The following is a 16,598-nucleotide window of genomic DNA, read 5'->3' on the forward strand; positions in this document are numbered from 1 at the left end:
CCTTGAAAGCGTCATGCGCTTCTCTCACCGCCTCGCGGGTCGGCTCCAGCGCACACTCCAGGCGGCGCAGCAAGGTAAACGGCAAAATAATCTTGCCAAAGTCCGTATGCTTGAAGTCCCCCCACAGGTCTTCCGCGTTCTTCCAAATAAAGTCAGCCTGTGAAGCTGCCGATCCCTTAAATTCGTTCATTCTGGACTCCAACCATCTTTTGCACAGAACGGTACTGTAATCAATCTGCGAATGTCAACCAGATTTTGCACAAAAGGGGATGGATTTCAACTCTTGGCTAAATTTGCGATCCTACCTCAGAATGCAAATAGCCATTTTTAATAAGGCATCAGCGGCACGTTTATAGGCCAAAATACCTTTTGTGTTGTAATCCACAAACAGCTTCTCATCGGGCAGATCGGTAAAGCGTTTGTAGATACCATTATGGGCACGATTATGGGTGGTTAAGTGGGCAGTGGCAAAGCGTGGCGTCACACCGATGGAGGCACCGATATGCATAGCGAGCGCCGAAGCTTCGACCAATGGTGAAGTGGTTTCCCGCGTCGGCTCAGTTATTTCATGGCGACGGCAGGCAGCCATATACAGGCCCACATTCCCCAGCAGATCAAAGGCACTGTCGAACCCTTCATCGGTATTGCCTTCATCGAGCAGCGCCTTAATCAGTTCGCGCCCTTCACTTTCCAATGTTTGCTTAAGCTCGGTGCCGATATCCAGCACATTGGCACGGTCGCTCTGCTGGTAATAAAGCTGTTCGAGCTGGGAGTTGAGTTCCACAAAGCGACTGCGGATCCACTCATCGAAGGCTTCGGTGTTATAGGTGGCAGGTTTCACTTGGACATCCTTGGAGATTGTTATTGTTATGGTTATTTTTACCGGAGCAAGTACTGTTAGACGCACTTTTACTTGGCGATAGGCGTCTTTAGCGTATCCGAGTTAACAAGAATGCAACTTCTGCTCGCGCGTTTCTAGCGCTAGCTCAAATTTATGAAAAATCCAATGCCACTTTTTATTTACACCTTGCGCCAGCGCAAGTTCTCAAATCCATTCCCCTCGCACAATAGCGCCAAATACAGCTCGTTCTAATGCAATTGTGCGGCAGGTTCCGCAGGGGTGAATCAAATGATTTTAATGGAATTTATCGTCGTCCTCGGCTGCTTGCTGCTTGGTACCCGTTATGGTGGTATGGGACTCGGGTTGATAAGTGGTATTGGCTTATTTTTACTGACCTTTGTGTTTGGTCTCGCCCCTGGACAACCGCCAGTACAGGTGATGCTCACCATTCTTGCGGTGATCGGCTGCGCTTCAGTACTGCAAACCGCAGGTGGTTTAAATGTGATGATGCAGTTTGCCGAGCGTTTACTGCGCCGCCATCCACAATACATCACCATTCTGGCGCCGCTCACCACTTGGACCTTAACCTTTTTATGTGGAACCGGCCACGTGGTTTACACCATGTTCCCGATCATCTCCGATATCGCCCTGAAGAAAAACATTCGTCCAGAGCGCCCGATGGCGGTGGCCTCAGTCGCCTCACAAATGGCGATTTGCGCCTCTCCGGTATCGGTCGCCGTGGTCTCTATGGTATCGATTTTGGCGGCGCAGCATGGCGTTGGTCATGCCTATAGCATGCTAGAAATTTTAATGGTGTCAGTACCAGCCTCCCTTTGCGGCGTGTTAGTGGCGGCACTCTGGAGCCTGCGTCGTGGTAAAGATTTAGATAAGGACGAAGAGTTTCAGGCGCGAATTAAAGATCCCGAACAAAGGGCCTTTATCTACGACAAGAGCGAGACTCTTCTGGATCAAACCTTTCCTAAGGAAGCCTATTGGGCAACAGGGATTTTCTTTACCGCTATCGCCGCCGTGGTGTTACTCGGCTCCTTTAGCGAACTACGCCCAGTGTTTGAGGTGAAGGGCAAGCTGGCGCCGCTATCGATGAACTTAGTGATCCAAATGATGATGTTGATCGCTGGCGCTTTTATCTTAATGAGCTGCAAGGTCAAACCCACAGAAATTGCCAATGGCCCAGTGTTTAAGGCCGGCATGGTTGCGATTTTCTCAGTATTTGGCGTGGCTTGGATGAGTGATACTTACTTTATCAGCCATATGGATGTGCTGAAGGAAAACCTCTCCCATGTGGTGCAAAACCAACCTTGGACCTATGCCTTAGTGCTGTTTTTAATCTCAAAACTGGTCAACAGCCAAGCGGCGGCGCTCACGGCTATCGCGCCCATGGGCTTGGCCTTAGGCGTCGATCCTAAGTTATTGATTGCCTTTTTACCTGCGAGCTATGGTTACTTTGTGCTACCCACTTATCCAAGCGATTTGGCCTGTATCGGCTTCGACCGAACAGGGACCACTAAAATTGGTAAGTTCATTATTAACCACAGCTTTATTATTCCAGGATTGATAGGCGTGGGCACAGCATCGACCGTCGGTTATCTGCTGGCAACCACCTTACTGTAAGTACAGTTTGAAGCGATAAAACACATAAGGCCGATAACGTGAGAACGTTATCGGCCTTATGCTTGAAATAAATGAAAGCTAAGCGCGATACATGGCGAGAAACATACGGATATTGGCATCGATAATATCTTGTTGATACTCGTCATGGCTTTTCATATGGAACAACTTAGGCCAAAAGGCGAATGCCTTAAACATGCCCCAAAACTGAGTGGCCGCCAGTGGGATATTATCGATTTTCAACGCCTTATGGGCTACAGCTCCGGCAAGCCACGCCTCTAATCCACCCTCTTGCTTGGCTAATCGTTCCATGGCTTCGGTCGCTTGGATGGGTGAACGAATAAACTCAGCCATCACCACCCTTGCCACGCGCAGGAAATCCGGTTGCTGATACAGCTCCCAGCAGCGGCGCGCGATGTGTTGCAATTGAGACTCAAGGCTCTGCTCGGGATTAAATGCCAAGGTGGCCGCTTCTTTGGTGCGTGCCCACAGGTCACTTGTTGTCGCCTCGAATAACACTTCTTTGCTGGGGAAATGATTGTAAACGGTGCGCTTGGAGACATTGGCACGCTGGGCAATTCTATCCATGCTGGCGCCGGCAAAACCATTGACCATAAATTCTTCCTGTGACGCGTCGAGGATCGCCAAACGCTTCAGTTGGGAATGTGTCAGTTTCACTGCTTTTTCTGCCATTGCGGTACACCATCAAAATATTTGTTGAGATTTTACACTATTGAGTTTACTTTTGCACAGTCATGAGTAAACTACACTGTGTAGTTTACTTTTGTTAAGTTTACAATGCGACTCAAAATCACCTTGGCCCTACTGCTACTCGGGAGCGTTATTATGACCTTAGATCCCAATATCATTGAAACTAGCCCATCAGAGGGTCAACGCTTTCGTAATGAAGCGCCAAATGCTCACAGTGGTGAAGGTAATTTACCAGCCATTTTATGGCGTTATGTCACTGAACGTATTCCCGATAAGAGTCCAAGCCAGCCGCTACCGATTCAGCCCATGCGGCTGCCTGCCACGGCTGATGACACACCTATGCTGTATAAAATCAGCCACTCGACCGTACTGTTACAGCTAAATGGTCAGTATTGGTTAACCGATCCCGTGTTTTCGAAGCGTGCCTCACCCAGCCAATGGTTTGGCCCAAAACGTTTCCATACTCTGCCCATTGAGCTCGAAAACATTCCAGCGCTCGCAGGGATTATCTTGTCCCACGATCATTATGACCACTTAGACAAACAGAGCGTGTTGGCACTCGCCGCGCGCACTCAAAAATTTATTGTGCCACTGGGTGTCGACAAGCATCTTATTGGTTGGGGCATTCCTAAGGAAAAAATTGTTGCCCTCAACTGGTGGCAAGCAACCGAGCATCAAGGTGTGCGCTTTACCGCCACTCCAGCGCAACATTTCTCGGGCCGTGGACTTAGGGATAAAAATCAAACCCTGTGGGCCTCTTGGGCCATTCAACCCCCTGAATTAAACATCTTTTTCAGTGGTGACTCTGGCTATTTTAATGGCTTTAAAAAGATTGGCGATAAACTGGGCCCCTTCGACCTCACCTTAGTCGAAACTGGCGCCTATGATGAGATGTGGGCCGATATCCATATGCAACCTGAGCAATCGCTACGGGCGCATTTAGATCTTCAAGGTCAATACCTTATCCCAATCCACAACAGCAGTTTCGACTTAGCGCTGCACAGTTGGTATGAGCCCTTAGAACGGATTGCTGCGGCGGCGAAGGCCTATGCCGTTCCCCTGCTGACCCCTGAGTTTGGTCAAGGGATTAACCTCAATGAGTTAGCTCACAGCCCTGCGCTCAATCAAGGGTGGTGGAAGTCATACTTACCTAAGGACAGGCCCGAGTTTGAAGTGGTTCCAGTCAAACTCGCCTCCAACAAATAATCATAGCCGATGCCTCCTTAGCGGTGCTTAACCATTGCGCCGCTAAGGATCTCCACACCTAGAGCCCAACGAAAGTATTAAGCTCCCAGCAAACCGCCAGTACGCCTAGACGTTTTTAGCGACAACAGCATACAATCCGACCTTGTATCCTGCTGAATCAATTTATCTTTTGAGAATGTCGTACTAAAGATGGTGAAAGGTTTTCGTTTATTGATACTCACTGTGAGCCTAGTCTGTGGCTTTGGCTATCTCGGCTACCACGGGCTGACTCGTTATAACTTAAATACGGACTACCAAGTGGGTGATGTGCTCGACTCACTCAATGGCGTCGAGATTTATTATAACGGCGGCGTCAACACTAATGAGGGGCGAAACCTCTCCCTCGACGGCTATAACCTGGGTATCAAATACCAATGTGTAGAGTTCGTTAAACGTTACTTTTACCTGCGTTATCAGCACAAAATGCCCGACAGTTTCGGTCACGCCAAAGACTTCTTCAATGACCTTTTGCCCGATGCGAGCTGGAATGAAAAACGCGCCCTACGGCAATATACCAATGGCAGCCAAAGCAAACCTATGGCCGATGATTTACTGGTATTCGCGCCATGGATGTTTAATCCCTACGGCCATGTCGCGATTGTCGCCAACGTCACTGAGACCAGTATCGAAATTGCCCAGCAGAACCCCGGCCCTTTTGCGCCGTCACGGGAGGTTTTCCCCTTAGTGCAACGTGAAGGTCTGTGGTATATCGATGCCCCTCGCACCAAGGGTTGGCTACGCTGGGAAGCCCCCGCAACCATGATTGTTGAGGAAAGCGTGGAGGGGAGTGCGGCTGATAATCTGCAAATTAATGAGCCAATTACCACCCCAAAGCTATAAATATGGGAGAAGTCATATGGGAATACTCGACTGGCTAAAACGACAACTACGTCCTAAGGCGAATACGAATTCGCAGGCAACGGATCTCCAAGCGATTTTCAGCGAGTCACTAGCCCCTAGTCTGTCTTTGCCCAGCCATCAAGATTATCCCATTGTCGCCATCGCGACTCAGCCTTCCTTATCAGCCTATCAAGTCCATTGCTTGTTGAACAACCAAGATAAGCAACGACTCGATGCCTTACTGAAAGGTTCTGGATTCGAGCTAGCAGTCAGTTACGATGCGCCCTTGAGTGGCATTTTGCATCACCCCCATAGACAGACCAAAGTATTCCTACATCAATATGCTGATTTTGCAGGAATATGCGTACTACTGCTCACCAATGATGCCGAACTCTTATCGCAACTTGTCTCCTTTAAAGCCGCGCCACCTGCGCCTTGGGAAAGCTTTCCCGATGTCGATCCTGATACACTCGGCAGTCTGCAGGGGAATATTGAGTTTTGGTGCGATGCGTTTTGGCGGCCCTATTGGTTATCACTTGGTGAAACCGAGCGCGGACAATATCCAGACAATTGGTGTGAATTCAGTGAGTTTCACTAACAGATTTGTACAGAGGTCAACATGAAGCTGAAATATAGCGCGCTCGCCATCCTATTGTTTGTCCTCGTCGGATGCCTAGTGCCAGAACAGCCCGTCATCCCGGTAAAAGGTGCCAGCAATAAGGACTGGAATAGCCAAACCTTCTGGTATGAACCTTGGGGAAGCTCGGGCACCCACAAAGGGATTGATATTTTTGCCGCGACCAATACGCCCGTGATCGCCCCAACGCCGCTATTACTCCTATATAAAGGGGAGTTTTTTAAAGGCGGCAAGGTGATCGTTGGACTCGGCCCGAAATGGCAAATCCACTATTTTGCCCACCTCGATAGCATTAACACATCGGCAGGTTTATTTGCGGGGCGCGGGGATGTGCTCGGCACCGTCGGCACCACGGGGAACGCCCAAGGCAAACCACCCCATTTGCACTACTCCATTGTCAGCCTATTGCCTAGACCTTGGTTGATAGACACTTCAACCCAAGGATATAAGAAGGCCTTTTACTTAAATCCAATCGACTATTTAGACCCTAAGTAAAGGGTTAGTCGGTTAAGCATTCTCGTTAGCGACGAGCTCTGCCGATTGTTCAACGGGCTGCGCAATCTCGGTTTCTGCCGCAATTGCCTGCGCCGCTCGCTCGGCTTTAGAAATATATTTAGGCTTATTGCTGCTATGTAACTTGGCATTGGCTTTTTTCGCCTTTTGCTTAAGCGTTTGATTAATTTTCTTTTTACGGTTCATATAGTCACCAAGGCGAGAAAAGGTCGCCATTATAATCTTCCTTCGACTCGGCAACAAATCAGGGACGAAGTCGCTATACAAACCCTCAATCGAAATACACCTATTTGTTAGCCGAATCACAACTCCTAGAAAATGCCATGTTTCCCATGCATTTTATTTACAACTTAACTAGACAATCCTAATTCAGTTCCTTAAAATCCGCAGCAATAGAAATCGTTATCATTTGCAATGTTGTTTAACGGAATAGTCTGATGCCAAGGATATCGGTGTAGCAAATTCACTCGCCCTTAGCAGGAAGTTATATGACGTTCAAAACCTCGTTTGTTGCCCTCGCCGTATTTGCAGCCCTCACCCAGTCCGCTGCCGCCCAAGAAGCCCCAGATACGGGAACCAATAAGAATAAAGACATCGAAAAAATCACAGTCACCGCGAGCCGCATGGATAAATCGCCAAGCTCAATTCCCAATACAGTGACCATTATCGACCGTGTGCAACTCGAAGAACAGTTCCGTACCACTAAAGATCTGTCGACCATTATCGGTAACTTAGCGCCTAGCTTTTCACCCAGCCGTCAGAAGATGAGCAACACGGGTGAAACCCTGCGTGGCCGTCCACCCTTAATCATGATCGATGGCGTGCCCCAATCCAACCCGCTGCGTAGCGGTGGCCGTTCAGGGCAAACAATCGACCCTGCGATGATAGAACGTATTGAAATTATTCACGGCGCCAATGCAATGCATGGCTTAGGCGCGCAGGGCGGTATCATCAACTACATCACCAAAAAACCAACGGGTGATAACCAGCACGTAGTGAGCTTCGATGTCACGGTTCCTGACTCGCTCAAGTCTGATGGTGTGAGTTTTGGTGCCAGCTATGCGTTTTCGGGCGAGTCCGATCTGATCGATATGCTAGGCTCTGTAAGCTACCGTAATAACGGCGTTTACTACGATGCCAACCACGATGTGATTGGTGTGGACACGACGCAAGGCGAGTCCATGGACAGCCAGAGCAAAGACTTCTTTATCAAACTCGGCCACAACTTTGCTGAGTCGCGTTTAGAGTTGATGGTTAACCATTACAACATGGAGAACAATGGCGATTGGATGCCGGTGAAAGGCGATATCACGACTGGTAAACCCACGGGCGCAATCGAAGAAAAACAACCTTGGGAAGCGGCCAACAACCAAGTCACTACAACGAGTCTCACCTACACCCATGAGAATATTGCCGATCAACAGCTGAGTATCCAGTTGTTTAATCAGGATTTCGAGGCAGTATATGGCGGCGGCTGTAACAAAACCTTCTATGATCCTGCATTGGCAAACAACAGTAATCTAGTGCAATGCGAAGGCCCTAAAGGTGAGAGCTGGTACTATGAGCAATCGCGTAACTCTTCGGTCAAATGGGGCTTAAAGACCTCGTTGATTGCTAAAAACATTGCCGATACCGGTATCGATGCCGCCTATGGTATCGACCTGTTCCGCGATACCACAGAGCAGGATTTAGTACAGACAGGTCTGTCATGGGTTCCCGAAAGTACCTACGACAACTTCGCCCCCTATTTACAGTTAGATTATGATTTAATTACCGATCTTACCCTATCGACCGGCGTACGCTACGAACACGCTAAGCTCAATGTCGATGACTACAAGACGCTCTACGGCGCGGGTAACAAACAAATCGAAGGGGGCGAAGCGAGTTTCGACGAGACCCTATTCAATATCGGTGTATCATACAAAATCACTCCAGATATTCGTGTTTACACTAGTTACAACCAAGGCTTTGGTATGCCGGATATCGGCCGTATCCTGCGCGACGGTAATAGCTTCCCAGGCGCCAACCCTAGCATTAGCGACTCTCTATCCCTTGCACCGATTGTGACGGATAACGTGGAGTTTGGCGCCGATTATCAAGGGGATTTCTTAAGTGCTAAGATTGCCTACTACCGTTCTGCCACTGATTACGGTGCGCGTTTAGCGTTAAACAGCGACGGCTTCTACGATGTAAAACGTGAGAAGAGCGTGATTGACGGTATCGAAGCCAATATCACCGCCTATTTGACCAGCAACGACGATCTGGGTATGAATCTAGCGATTCAGCGCGGTGAATACGATTCGAATGATGATAACAACACAGATACGGATCTCGATGGTGCTAACATTTCACCGAATCGTATCAACCTGTTCTGGACCCATAATTTCGATAACGACATGTCGACGCGCGTACAAGCGAACTACTTTATGGACCGAGACTTCGAAGATGCCACAGGTGAGAAATATGCCGAGTTTGATGGCTACACTACTGTCGATGCGTCATTCTCTATGCCGCTCTACACTGGCACCTTAACCTTAGGCGTGCAAAACCTGTTTAATAAGGATTATTTCAACTACTACTCACAAACCATGGGTACAAATGATCGTTATTTCAAAGGCATGGGCCGCACTGCTACTATCGGCTATACAGTAGCGTTCTAATTAGTACGCTAAATTTACCGTATAAAAAAGCGCAACCTAGGTTGCGCTTTTTTATTGGATTATTGGAATCACTAATCTTTAGTGACCACCCAGAGGGCGTGTAATAAACCGGGAAGCCAGAAAAATAAACACAGTACAATGTTAATTAATAGGTCTTTGCCTGCCCCCGCCTTTAAAAATACGGCAACGGGTGGCAAGAGGATCGCAATAATGACTAAGAGTAATTTGTTGGTATCCATAACGAGCTTGCTCCTATACAAGGAAAATCATCACACTGCTAACTTCGCAGGAAGACTACGGATTTGCAAATATTTTATCCCGCAACACACGCATTCAATACTAACAAAGCGCAACAAAACTAATCCTTAGAAGGCCAGTCGAGCGAGTCTGGCTCACGCCACGCAGCCAATGCCGCGGTTACCGCCTCCTCTGCAAACGCCTCACCCTGCTGTGGCATATCGAGATACGCATAATCCTGCCAGTGACCATCCTCATGTTGATAGCGAAAATGCAGACAATAGGCGTGCAGATAACAGCGGTCGGCAACATCGGAGCCATAGAGGGCATCGCCTAAAATCGGCACCCCAAGGCTGGCGAGTGCGACCCGTAACTGATGGGTTTTCCCCGAATGGGGTTTGAGTAAATAAAGCCTAAGCCCTTCGCAAACACTGGTGGAGAAGAATTGGGTTATTGCAGGATTTTCTTTGGTTCTAAGCAACTTAAACATGCTGCGGCGAGATTTGGCCATATCACCAATCACCCAGCCTTGCTTCTTCTTCGGCTTGCCTTTAGCGAGCGCAAGATAGTATTTCTGCACTCGATGGGCGCTAAAAAGCTCAGTCAACTGCCGAGCCGCCGCCGGATGTTTGGCTAACAGTAACAGTCCTGAGGTCGGCGTATCGAGCCGATGCACGGCAAAGAGTTTAATCCCTAAATCCTGCTCAAGCTGTGCAACCACACCTGCCGTTCCATCTTGGCTGTGGAAATGCACATTCGGCGATTTAGAAATAACAAGAAAATCAGCCTCATCGGCTATGATTCGGTACATGGGGTTCTCAACACTGTCACGCGGATATCGGCCTAAAACTGAATGGTCACCACTAGGCCAGGGTGATTATCCGAAAGAGTAATTTGCGCATTGTGCCGCGACATAATCGCTTTGACCATAGATAATCCTAAACCCGTGCCCTGTAAATGGCGGCTTGGGTCGAGACGCACTAATCGCTCAAACACCCTTTCCTTGCTGTCATCGGGGATCCCTGGGCCGTTATCGCAAATCTTAATTTGGGCGCCGGATTGAATAATATCGATGCGAGCGCCTTGGCCTGAGTACTTCATCGCATTGTCGACCAAGTTATATAAGGCTTGGAACAACAAGTACTTGTCCCCATAAATCTTATGATCCGATAGGAGCGACAGACTCAAGGTTTGCTCATTCGACTCGGCGACCGCGTCGGCCATATCCAACAAATCGGTACATAGCTGCGCCAAACTCAGCTCCTGCAAGTCTAAGGTTTGCTGCCCTTCCTCGATGCGTGTCAAGGATAGCATGGCATCGAAGGTCGCAAGACAGTGGTCGAGCTCTTCGGTCAAAATCGCGCAACCTTCGCTGATTTCATCGGGGGATTTGGCCGCCAACTCCTCAAGACCAATGCGAATATGGGATAGAGGCGTGCGCAAGTCGTGGGCAATATTATCTGTCACCCCGCGCACCGCCATCAGGTTATTCTCAAGAATATCCAGCACGTTATTAAACTGCAGCGCCAACATATCGAATTCGTCCTGACGCCAACTGAGCGGCAGACGGGTGTCGTAATGCCCCCGCTCAATCTGTTCACTCAAGCGGTTGTACTGCACTAGGCGGCGCAAAATCGCCTTAGAAAACAAATAGCCCAGCGCCAAGGTTAACACTATGGTCAACATCACGGCCGTGGCAGCCGCACTGATAAATTTATCAATCAATGTGGCTAAGTTATCGGTACGGGTGGCGATCAGCACAGGGCCATAACGGGTCATCACTAGGCCACCGGTGAGGATATGCAGCTTATCAGGGCCACCGGTTAAAATCGGGAAATCCCGGGTTTGCGGCAGCATGGGCATGCCTTCTGGCATAAAGCTTAATGCACCAACCATGTCATAACTATTGCGCCAGGCAATAAGCGCCGTCTGCGGATCGGCGGCACGAATTTGTGCCGCAAAACTACGACGGTCGACAGTAAGAGCAAGCTGCTGATAGCGTTGGGTTTCTGACTCAAGATACTGAGTCACTTGGTACTGCTGTTCGATAATCAGTTGCCGATAAAGGGCAAACAGCAAAGCGCCTATGATCACAGTCACTAAGGTCGAGAAGATAATAGTGATGCGCCAAGCGCTGCTTTGATAAGGCTTAATGCCTTTGGCGTAAGCGATAACCCGCTCCCCTTACGGTTTCAATCAATTCACCGTGGCCTAACTCTTCAAACTTGCGACGTAATTTTGCAATATGCACGTCGATCACATTGGTACGGGGATCGAAGTGATAATCCCACACAGCTTCGAATAATAGCGTGCGGCTAATAACCTGATTGGCGTGTTCCATCAGATACTTAAGTAGTTGGAACTCTTTGGGTTGTAACATCAAGTCGTGTCCATCTAAGGTCACGTTGCGGGTGAGAAGCTCCATTTTTAATCCGCCGACGACCAGATCTGTGGTAATGGGCACGGATTGCCCCCGTTGCATTAGTTTTTCGGCACGCACTAGCAGCTCCGAAAAGGCAAAAGGTTTAGTCATGTAATCATCGCCACCCGCGCGTAGTCCTTTAACCCTTTCATCCACATGGGCGAGCGCCGACAGGATAAGCACTGGGGTTTGGTTACCAGTAGCCCTGAGGGCGGCCAGCAGTTTCAAACCATCGAGTTGGGGCAGCATACGGTCGAGAATCATGAGATCGTACTGACCACTGGTGGCCTGCAGCAGTCCTTGATGACCGTCACTGGCGGTCTCAATATTATGCCCCTGCTCAAGAAATCCTTTAACGATGTAATCGATCGTTGTCGCATCATCTTCAACTAAAAGTATTTTCATCTGTATGCTGCGCTCCCCAGTCTTCACTTAGCGGTAATACTCAGTGTGCTAATCCCACTTAAGTAAAGGTAACTGCCGTAAATTTTCAATATCGAATGCCAATTTATACTTGCCAGTATCGTTCAGCAACTTTAACTCTAAGTAACTGATACCTAAGTCATGATCTAATTTAGCATCGGTCAAAAATGCCTTATGGTCCTTAGTCGCCATCCCAATAATGCCGGAGAAGGTTTGATGCTTAGTACTGATAAGCCGTGCAGCTTCCACTTCGCCAACATCGTCGGAGGTGACCTTGCCCGCTTTTTGTTTCAATAACTTACCATCTCGCGCCCGATATTCGAAACGGGTAATTGCATTCGCCAGCGGATTAATCAACTCAAACTGGTAGACCAATTCGCCTTCCTGCATTTCCATTCCAAACTCGGCGATAACGCCAGGAAAATCCTTCTCAATTTGCTGCATCACGCTTAACGGCGGCTGATACTCACCGCTCGAAAGCATCGAATACATGCTCTGGGCTGCGGTAGCAATCCCAGATACCAACATGAATCCTAGCAACCATAGTCTCATGGCTCCTCCATAAAAATCGGCTAAGTTTGTATCTTATGAGACAATCAGTTAGATGTCGATGGCGTGCCCAAGCTACCATAATCTCAATCACTGTTTGCCTGTGACGGCGACTAGTTCATCACCTATGTAGATTGCCCAATCCGATAGATTCTGGCTTAGCAAACACTGACGAATGTATTCAGTTTACCTAATAGCAACTGAAACACCGATGGAAACAAGATTAAGCTTTGATCATCTAAGATGATTTTGATGTGTAATATCTCAAGTGAAAACTCAAAATGATTAAATTTTAGCGGGGTTTTAGTGCACTAGTGCCATCAAAAGTAGGATTGGCAATTCAATCCTCTTGCTCTAGAGTCAGCTAAACGCCCATTTTAATAGGAGTGCATATGAAACCAATTACACGCTGGATTAGCTTAAGTTTGTTACTAATAGCAGCATTAAGCGCTTACGCCTATGGCAGCGCCACCAGTGCGATTACGTTCATATTATTTGGTATGCTACTGGAAGGAACATTTTGGATAGGATTACTAGGTAAAAAACGTCATTAACTTATTCTAAAATATGAATTTGTTCAGATTTGAGCGCGACCGTGGTTTGCATGCCCTTAGTTAAGCCAAGCTTTTGTGCAAGATGGAGCGATACTTCCGTATTAAGCTGTAACTTAGTCCCTGTTGCATAACAGACGACGCGCACTGACTCGCCCATCACCAGTAAAGAGTCAATAGTCACATCTAACTTATTAAAACTACGGCATAAACGCCCATTCGTAATAGCGTTAAATCGAATACCTTGATTGGCGATAACCCAGCGGACTTTACTGCCGACACTGCGGTCTTTACCAAAATCACTGGCGATTAACTGCTCACCAAATTTGAGCCAAGTGATGTCTTTAGTGCGGTCTTGGAACACGACTTCGCCATCGAAAATATTCCTTATCCCCATCTGCCGCGCAACGGCCTCGTTACGTGGACGGGATAACACCTCAAAAGGCGCTCCCTGCTGTAACATCTGGCCTTGGCTAATCAAGATCATCGAATCGGCCAGCAGCAGCGCTTCGTTTAAATCATGGGTCACCATGATCACGGGGCAAAGCAGTTGTTCCTTTAGGCGAGCAAGCTCGAGGTATAAACGCTCGCGAGTTTCTCTATCCACCGCCGAAAATGGTTCATCGAGCAACAACACCGACGGCTCACGGGCAAGGGCGCGAGCAAGCGCGACCCGTTGGCGCTGGCCACCAGAGAGATGCATAGGCAGCCTATCGGGTAGCCCATGGAGATTGACCCGCTCTAACCAGTCCTTCGCCCTAGCAATCCGCTCCGATTTGGGAATATGGTCAAGCCCGGCGATGACGTTTTCGAGTGCAGTGAGATTGGGAAATAGACCAAAATGCTGGGGCATATAGCCAATATGACGCTGCTGCGGCGTAAGCGCGGTGCGACTTTTGTTGTCGAACCATGGCGTCTCACCAAACACAATACTGCCTGCATCGGGATGATTAAGCCCTGCGATCATCCGCAGTAGCGTCGTCTTACCGCCACCCGAAGGCCCCACAACTGCCAGCACCTCACCCGCCTTACAACTAAACTCGGCGCTCAGTTTAATATGCTTATGGTTTTGGATCTGGCAATGCAGATCAGCGATGATTTGCGCCACGCTGACCTCCTAAACGCCGCGATAAACTGGTGGTGAGCGCCAATGCCGTAATCGCAAATAACAGCAGCACCAGTGACATAGTGCCAGCAGCGCCAAAATCGAAGGCCTGAACACTGTCGTAGATAGAAATTGAGATAGTTTTAGTTTCGCCGGCAATATTCCCGCCCATCATCAGCACTACCCCAAACTCACCGAGCACATGGGAGAAACACAGTACTAGGGCAGTCAACACTCCAGGCCATACCATAGGCAATTCAATTTTAAGCAGAATTTTAAGTTTGCTCATGCCGCAACAGGCAGCAGCATCGCGCACATCATGGGGTACCGCTTCAAAGGCACGCTGTATCGGTTGCAACGCAAAGGGAATATTAACCAGCACGGACGCAAGGACTAAACCCGAGAAATGAAATACTAACTGCTGCCCGGTTAAGCGCTCTAACCACTGCCCTAACCAGCTTTGGCTGCCAAGTCCCACCAGCAGGTAATAACCAATCACAGTCGGCGGCAAGACTAAGGGCACCATGATGAGAGCCTCAACCCAGGACTTACCCACAAATTGACGATAAGCCAAGGCACGACCAGCCAAAATCGCCAGAGGGATCAGCACCAATACAGTGATGCTACTGAGCTTGACCGATAACCAAAGTGCCTGCCAATCCATTTAAGGCCTTACTGTGCGGGTAGACCAAACCCGTATTGCAAGAATACGGCTCTGGCGGCATCAGATTGAAGATATTGGTAAAAACGCTCTGCAGTTGCTCCCGCTTTTGGCATCAATGCCATGCGTTGATTGAGCGGGCCGTGCAGCTCTTCGGGTAAGGAAATCGCCTGACCTAAGGCCTTAAACTGTGGCGCTAAGGCAAGAGATAAGGGAATAATGCCGCCTTGAGTAGAGCCACTCACGGCAAATTGCGCCGCTTGGGAGGCATTCTCGCCAAGAATTAATTTAGTTTGTAGACCGTCCCACAGGCCTAGTTTTTGCAAAAGTTCGCGGGCGCGCTCCCCATAGGGCGCATGTTCAGGGTTGGCAATCGCAAAGCGCTCCAGCTTGCCCGCGGCGAGCAAGCTTTTTACACCATTCAGCTCGGCATCTAAGGTTAAGGGGGACTTATTTGGAGCCACTAAGGCTAGGCGACCAACAGCGTATTGCACACCGGCATCGCGGGTAAAGCCTGCTTTTTGCAGCTCATGGATATAACGCTCATCGGCACTGAGCAACATCTCAAATGGCGCGCCATGTTGAATTTGCGCCACAAAATTACCCGATGAACCATAGGAGACGCGCACCTTAAGCCCAGTTTCAGCGCTGAAGTTTTTAACAATATCATCGAGGGCAAATTTGATATTGGCGGCGGCCGCAATCGCAGGCACAGTCTCGGCGCGGCTGATAAAAGGCATCAATACCATACTGAAAGACAACAATAAGCCAAATACTTTGCCTAACTGGCTCAAACTGCGCATAAACTCATCCTATAATCGCCTTTTACAGTCACTAGCTTTTGTGTTGCCACAATTGCGCAGCCTGCTCATCGGCATCCTTGGCCTCGACCCAATTCTTACCCTTATCCCCTGCTTCTAATTTCCAGAAAGGGGCTTTGGTTTTCAGAAAGTCGATTAAGAATTCGCAGGCCGCAAAGGCCGCCTTGCGATGGGCACTGGTGACGCCGATAAACACAATTTGCTCACCCAACGCCATCGTACCGACACGGTGGATAACAGTGACCTTATTGAGCGGCCAACGCTCACGCGCCTCGACAACGATCTGCTCGAGCACACGCTCCGTCATACCGGGATAGTGTTCTAAGGTCAGGTCAGTCACCACTGAACCATCGTTAAAGTCACGCACTTTGCCAACAAAAGTGACAACGGCACCATCACTGTTGTCTTGGGCTAATTGGTGGTACTCGTCGGCCACATTAAAATCGACGGTCTGCACCCGCACATTCGGCAGTAAACGCATATCAACCTCCTGTCACTGGAGGGAAGAAGGCCACTTCATCACCATCGTTCACTCGGGTATCCCACTGACTGATGGTTTGATTCACTGCCACCAGCAATTTATCTGAGACTAACACTTTGGCCCATTTATCATCGGTGGCCGCGAGTGTTGCGCGTAATCCTTCTGCGGTTTGTGTCTGTTCGCTCGCTTCAATACTCAGTTGTGCAGTCCCTAAAAGCTCACGAACCTGCGCAAAAAACAACACGTTAATCATATTCTTATCTCGCTTTACG

The 16,598-nt window shown here is 48.8% G+C and carries 20 protein-coding genes and 1 pseudogene; 7 read left to right on the forward strand and 14 right to left on the reverse strand.

All coding sequences use genetic code 11. The annotated features are described in order from the left end of the window. The coding region (locus tag ACK5NH_RS10860; RefSeq protein ID WP_416920026.1) for a type I restriction-modification system subunit M N-terminal domain-containing protein at positions 1-190 on the reverse strand (190 nt) is incomplete at its 3' end. Positions 191-322: 132 nt separating this feature from the next. After that, positions 323-841 (reverse strand): annotated as a pseudogene (locus ACK5NH_RS10865) (monodechloroaminopyrrolnitrin synthase PrnB family protein); the annotation flags it as partial. A gap of 288 nt (positions 842-1,129) precedes the next feature. Between ACK5NH_RS10865 and ACK5NH_RS10870 the strand changes: the two are divergent. Next, complete coding sequence (locus tag ACK5NH_RS10870) at positions 1,130-2,473, forward strand: anaerobic C4-dicarboxylate transporter (RefSeq protein ID WP_011621099.1); 1,344 nt, start codon at positions 1,130-1,132, stop codon at positions 2,471-2,473. A gap of 78 nt (positions 2,474-2,551) precedes the next feature. Here the strand turns inward: ACK5NH_RS10870 and ACK5NH_RS10875 are convergent, their stop codons facing one another. Next, positions 2,552-3,163 (reverse strand): TetR/AcrR family transcriptional regulator, encoded by a 612-nt coding sequence (locus ACK5NH_RS10875; protein WP_249553111.1) that lies wholly within the window; start codon positions 3,161-3,163, stop codon positions 2,552-2,554. A 153-nt stretch (positions 3,164-3,316) separates the two neighbouring features. Here ACK5NH_RS10875 and ACK5NH_RS10880 point away from each other — a divergent pair, with 153 nt between their 5' ends. The 4 genes from ACK5NH_RS10880 (at position 3,317) to ACK5NH_RS10895 (ending at position 6,398) form a co-directional block, all read left to right on the forward strand. Continuing rightward, positions 3,317-4,387 carry an MBL fold metallo-hydrolase gene (locus ACK5NH_RS10880; protein ID WP_416920029.1) on the forward strand — a complete coding sequence of 357 codons (1,071 nt, stop codon included), beginning with the start codon at positions 3,317-3,319 and terminating at the stop codon, positions 4,385-4,387. Between the two features lie 189 nt (positions 4,388-4,576). Beyond that, positions 4,577-5,266, forward strand: a complete 690-nt coding sequence (locus ACK5NH_RS10885; RefSeq protein WP_416920031.1) for a CHAP domain-containing protein — start codon at positions 4,577-4,579, stop codon at positions 5,264-5,266. A gap of 16 nt (positions 5,267-5,282) precedes the next feature. Then, positions 5,283-5,864 (forward strand): hypothetical protein, encoded by a 582-nt coding sequence (locus ACK5NH_RS10890; RefSeq protein ID WP_416920033.1) that lies wholly within the window; start codon positions 5,283-5,285, stop codon positions 5,862-5,864. 21 nt (positions 5,865-5,885) lie between these two features. Continuing rightward, entirely contained in the window at positions 5,886-6,398 is a 513-nt protein-coding gene (locus tag ACK5NH_RS10895) for a M23 family metallopeptidase (protein ID WP_416920035.1), read from the forward strand. Positions 6,399-6,410: 12 nt separating this feature from the next. On the opposite strand, the gene ACK5NH_RS10900 is transcribed toward ACK5NH_RS10895, so the two are convergent. Further along, positions 6,411-6,602: a DUF2986 domain-containing protein gene (locus ACK5NH_RS10900; protein ID WP_416920120.1), complete on the reverse strand. Its 192-nt coding sequence runs from the start codon at positions 6,600-6,602 to the stop codon at positions 6,411-6,413. 302 nt (positions 6,603-6,904) lie between these two features. On the opposite strand from ACK5NH_RS10900, the gene ACK5NH_RS10905 reads away from it, so the two are divergent. Next, positions 6,905-9,076 carry a TonB-dependent receptor gene (locus ACK5NH_RS10905; protein WP_416920037.1) on the forward strand — a complete coding sequence of 724 codons (2,172 nt, stop codon included), beginning with the start codon at positions 6,905-6,907 and terminating at the stop codon, positions 9,074-9,076. 71 nt (positions 9,077-9,147) lie between these two features. Here ACK5NH_RS10905 and ACK5NH_RS10910 read toward each other — a convergent pair whose 3' ends face one another. The 5 genes from ACK5NH_RS10910 to ACK5NH_RS10930 all read right to left on the reverse strand — a co-directional run bounded on the left by ACK5NH_RS10910 (position 9,148) and on the right by ACK5NH_RS10930 (position 12,710). Next, positions 9,148-9,315, reverse strand: a complete 168-nt coding sequence (locus tag ACK5NH_RS10910) for a YqaE/Pmp3 family membrane protein (protein ID WP_011621091.1) — start codon at positions 9,313-9,315, stop codon at positions 9,148-9,150. A 119-nt stretch (positions 9,316-9,434) separates the two neighbouring features. Continuing rightward, positions 9,435-10,124: a TIGR01621 family pseudouridine synthase gene (locus ACK5NH_RS10915; protein WP_416920039.1), complete on the reverse strand. Its 690-nt coding sequence runs from the start codon at positions 10,122-10,124 to the stop codon at positions 9,435-9,437. Between the two features lie 32 nt (positions 10,125-10,156). Continuing rightward, the gene (locus ACK5NH_RS10920) at positions 10,157-11,413 is read right to left on the reverse strand and encodes a sensor histidine kinase (RefSeq protein WP_086903949.1); all 1,257 of its coding nucleotides are present in this window, start codon (positions 11,411-11,413) and stop codon (positions 10,157-10,159) included. Between the two features lie 49 nt (positions 11,414-11,462). After that, positions 11,463-12,140: a response regulator transcription factor gene (locus ACK5NH_RS10925; RefSeq protein ID WP_416920042.1), complete on the reverse strand. Its 678-nt coding sequence runs from the start codon at positions 12,138-12,140 to the stop codon at positions 11,463-11,465. Between the two features lie 48 nt (positions 12,141-12,188). Continuing rightward, entirely contained in the window at positions 12,189-12,710 is a 522-nt protein-coding gene (locus tag ACK5NH_RS10930; protein WP_416920044.1) for a PepSY domain-containing protein, read from the reverse strand. 389 nt (positions 12,711-13,099) lie between these two features. On the opposite strand from ACK5NH_RS10930, the gene ACK5NH_RS10935 reads away from it, so the two are divergent. After that, positions 13,100-13,261 (forward strand): hypothetical protein, encoded by a 162-nt coding sequence (locus ACK5NH_RS10935; protein WP_416920046.1) that lies wholly within the window; start codon positions 13,100-13,102, stop codon positions 13,259-13,261. A gap of 1 nt (position 13,262) precedes the next feature. Here the strand turns inward: ACK5NH_RS10935 and ACK5NH_RS10940 are convergent, their stop codons facing one another. From ACK5NH_RS10940 to moaD, 5 genes are read right to left on the reverse strand one after another with little or no spacing between them, the layout of a single operon-like run. Further along, complete coding sequence (locus ACK5NH_RS10940; RefSeq protein WP_416920048.1) at positions 13,263-14,366, reverse strand: ABC transporter ATP-binding protein; 1,104 nt, start codon at positions 14,364-14,366, stop codon at positions 13,263-13,265. Next, the gene (modB, locus tag ACK5NH_RS10945) at positions 14,347-15,027 is read right to left on the reverse strand and encodes a molybdate ABC transporter permease subunit (protein WP_011621084.1); all 681 of its coding nucleotides are present in this window, start codon (positions 15,025-15,027) and stop codon (positions 14,347-14,349) included. The genes ACK5NH_RS10940 and modB overlap by 20 nt, the downstream gene beginning before the upstream one ends. An 8-nt stretch (positions 15,028-15,035) precedes the next feature. After that, positions 15,036-15,827, reverse strand: a complete 792-nt coding sequence (modA, locus tag ACK5NH_RS10950) for a molybdate ABC transporter substrate-binding protein (RefSeq protein ID WP_416920051.1) — start codon at positions 15,825-15,827, stop codon at positions 15,036-15,038. 31 nt (positions 15,828-15,858) lie between these two features. Beyond that, the gene (moaE, locus tag ACK5NH_RS10955; RefSeq protein WP_416920053.1) at positions 15,859-16,326 is read right to left on the reverse strand and encodes a molybdopterin synthase catalytic subunit MoaE; all 468 of its coding nucleotides are present in this window, start codon (positions 16,324-16,326) and stop codon (positions 15,859-15,861) included. A 1-nt stretch (position 16,327) separates the two neighbouring features. Next, a complete protein-coding gene (gene moaD / locus ACK5NH_RS10960; protein ID WP_416920055.1) occupies positions 16,328-16,579 on the reverse strand; it encodes a molybdopterin synthase sulfur carrier subunit in 252 nt (83 codons plus the stop codon). Between the last annotated feature and the right edge of the window lie 19 nt (positions 16,580-16,598).

Origin of the sequence: Shewanella sp. (assembly GCF_047975355.1) — a bacterium.
Taxonomy (GTDB): Bacteria; Pseudomonadota; Gammaproteobacteria; order Enterobacterales; family Shewanellaceae; genus Shewanella.

Excerpts from the sequence above, each read along its gene's own strand:
- ACK5NH_RS10870 (WP_011621099.1), top strand. The coding sequence starts at position 1,130 with ATGATTTTAATGGAATTTATCGTCGTCCTCGGCTGCTTGCTGCTTGGT.
- ACK5NH_RS10875 (WP_249553111.1), bottom strand. The coding sequence starts at position 3,163 with ATGGCAGAAAAAGCAGTGAAACTGACACATTCCCAACTGAAGCGTTTG.
- ACK5NH_RS10880 (WP_416920029.1), top strand. The coding sequence starts at position 3,317 with ATGACCTTAGATCCCAATATCATTGAAACTAGCCCATCAGAGGGTCAA.
- ACK5NH_RS10885 (WP_416920031.1), top strand. The coding sequence starts at position 4,577 with ATGGTGAAAGGTTTTCGTTTATTGATACTCACTGTGAGCCTAGTCTGT.
- ACK5NH_RS10890 (WP_416920033.1), top strand. The coding sequence starts at position 5,283 with ATGGGAATACTCGACTGGCTAAAACGACAACTACGTCCTAAGGCGAAT.
- ACK5NH_RS10895 (WP_416920035.1), top strand. The coding sequence starts at position 5,886 with ATGAAGCTGAAATATAGCGCGCTCGCCATCCTATTGTTTGTCCTCGTC.
- ACK5NH_RS10900 (WP_416920120.1), bottom strand. The coding sequence starts at position 6,602 with ATGAACCGTAAAAAGAAAATTAATCAAACGCTTAAGCAAAAGGCGAAA.
- ACK5NH_RS10905 (WP_416920037.1), top strand. The coding sequence starts at position 6,905 with ATGACGTTCAAAACCTCGTTTGTTGCCCTCGCCGTATTTGCAGCCCTC.
- ACK5NH_RS10910 (WP_011621091.1), bottom strand. The coding sequence starts at position 9,315 with ATGGATACCAACAAATTACTCTTAGTCATTATTGCGATCCTCTTGCCA.
- ACK5NH_RS10915 (WP_416920039.1), bottom strand. The coding sequence starts at position 10,124 with ATGTACCGAATCATAGCCGATGAGGCTGATTTTCTTGTTATTTCTAAA.
- ACK5NH_RS10925 (WP_416920042.1), bottom strand. The coding sequence starts at position 12,140 with ATGAAAATACTTTTAGTTGAAGATGATGCGACAACGATCGATTACATC.
- ACK5NH_RS10930 (WP_416920044.1), bottom strand. The coding sequence starts at position 12,710 with ATGAGACTATGGTTGCTAGGATTCATGTTGGTATCTGGGATTGCTACC.
- ACK5NH_RS10935 (WP_416920046.1), top strand. The coding sequence starts at position 13,100 with ATGAAACCAATTACACGCTGGATTAGCTTAAGTTTGTTACTAATAGCA.
- modB (WP_011621084.1), bottom strand. The coding sequence starts at position 15,027 with ATGGATTGGCAGGCACTTTGGTTATCGGTCAAGCTCAGTAGCATCACT.
- modA (WP_416920051.1), bottom strand. The coding sequence starts at position 15,827 with ATGCGCAGTTTGAGCCAGTTAGGCAAAGTATTTGGCTTATTGTTGTCT.
- moaE (WP_416920053.1), bottom strand. The coding sequence starts at position 16,326 with ATGCGTTTACTGCCGAATGTGCGGGTGCAGACCGTCGATTTTAATGTG.
- moaD (WP_416920055.1), bottom strand. The coding sequence starts at position 16,579 with ATGATTAACGTGTTGTTTTTTGCGCAGGTTCGTGAGCTTTTAGGGACT.